Raw genomic sequence first — 1,646 nt, 5'->3', positions numbered from 1 at the left:
TGTGGCGAGGGAGTCCCCGCACCGTCTTCGACGCAGCGCTGTCGCGCAGCAAACTGGGGCATCGTAAAGTTGAAGTACGCGCGCGGGGCAAAGGCCGTAACCAGCACTGGTGTGTCAGCACCCGCGAGGGAGAGTGGCCTGCACGGTATCGGCGTGGAGTCGTTGAAGGCATGGCGTAAACCATGACCTCGTATAAGAGAGTGAATCCGCTCGCCACCGTGTACCCCGCGCGCGTCATTCAATCCTGCGAGGAATTGCCATGGCGCGCAAGAACCAAAAGCGATTTGAAATCGTCCATCCTGATTGTTCCGGCATTGATGTGGGCGGCTCAGAGCACTGGGTCGCCGTCGACCCAGAAAAATGCGACGACCCCGTTCGTCAATTCTCGACCTTTACCGATGATTTGATTGCCTTGGCCGACTGGCTCGGTTCAATGGACGTCAAAGTCGTGGCAATGGAGGCGACCGGCGTTTACTGGATTCCCCTTTTCGAAGTGCTCGATGCCCGCGGGTTCGAGGTCTACCTCGTCAACTCGCGCGCTACCCGTCAGACCTCCGGGCGCAAATCCGATGTGCTTGATTGTCAGTGGATTCGCCAGCTCATGACATACGGGTTGCTCAGTGGCGCGTTTCGCCCTGCGGATCAAATCTGCTCATTGCGCTCATTGGTCCGCCAACGGACCAATAAAGTCCGCGATCAGGCCAAGACGATCAATCGTATGCAAAAAGCCCTGACCCAGATGAATATCCAGCTGGCGAACGTCATCAGCGACATTACCGGGGTGACCGGCCTGAAGATTTTACGGGCTATCGTTCAAGGAGAACGGGATCCCGAAAAGCTCGCAGCTTTTCGGGATGGCCGCATCAAAGCCGACCGGGCGACTATCGCGCGAAGCTTGCATGGCAACTGGCGAGCCGAACATCTGCATGCCCTGGATCAGGAATTGGCTTGTCATGATTTCCTGGAAAAGCAGATCGGCGAGTGCGATCAGGCGATCGCTCAAGCGTTGGCTCGACTCCCGGTTCTTGAGGAAAAGGTCGAGGCACCGGGTAAATCGTTACGCAGCCCGCACCGCACAAGCGATGAACAATCGGTCTTGCACCGAGCCTTGAACAAAATAATGGGCGTGGATTTAACGGCGATCCCCACTATCGGAATCGATACGGCACTCGTGTTAGCCAGCGAACTGGGGCCAGATTTATCCAAGTTTCCCAGCGCCCAACACTTTTGCTCCTGGCTTGGTTTGGCACCGCCGACGCGGATATCAGGCGGAAAACCACTTCCAGGTAAAGCACCGAAAATCATAAATCGAGCCGCACAGGCCCTGAAACAGGCCGCAACCAGCGCGCGCCAAGACAAGAGCTTTATCGGTGCCAGCCATCGCGCCAGACTGACGAGAATGGATACCAGCTGCGCGATCAAAGCCACAGCTCACCAATTAGCACGGCTCATTTACGCCATGCTGACCAAAGGTCAACCGTATGTAGAAAAGGGGCTTGAAGCATTTGAGGAGAAGAGCCGTGACCGTCAATTGCGTGCCTTGGAACGAAAGGCGCGCAAGTTGGGGATGCAGTTGGTCAAGGCCGCTTGATTTTTTAAGAGCAAAAACAATGAGTTATTTTTTGTTTGATAAGAGCTTGCTCCCG

1 protein-coding gene is annotated in these 1,646 nt (G+C 55.7%); it reads left to right on the top strand.

The features are described 5' to 3' along the window. Positions 1–259 precede the first annotated feature (259 nt). Positions 260–1,591, top strand: coding sequence for an IS110 family transposase (locus PMI30_RS03900; RefSeq protein WP_008013958.1), 1,332 nt, complete (start codon positions 260–262; stop codon positions 1,589–1,591). Positions 1,592–1,646 lie beyond the last annotated feature (55 nt).

This window comes from Pseudomonas sp. GM50, from assembly GCF_000282375.1.
In the GTDB taxonomy this organism is placed as follows: Bacteria; Pseudomonadota; Gammaproteobacteria; order Pseudomonadales; family Pseudomonadaceae; genus Aquipseudomonas.
The sequence above is the reverse complement of the archived record's forward strand: the minus strand, read 5'-3'. Positions and strand labels throughout refer to the sequence as shown.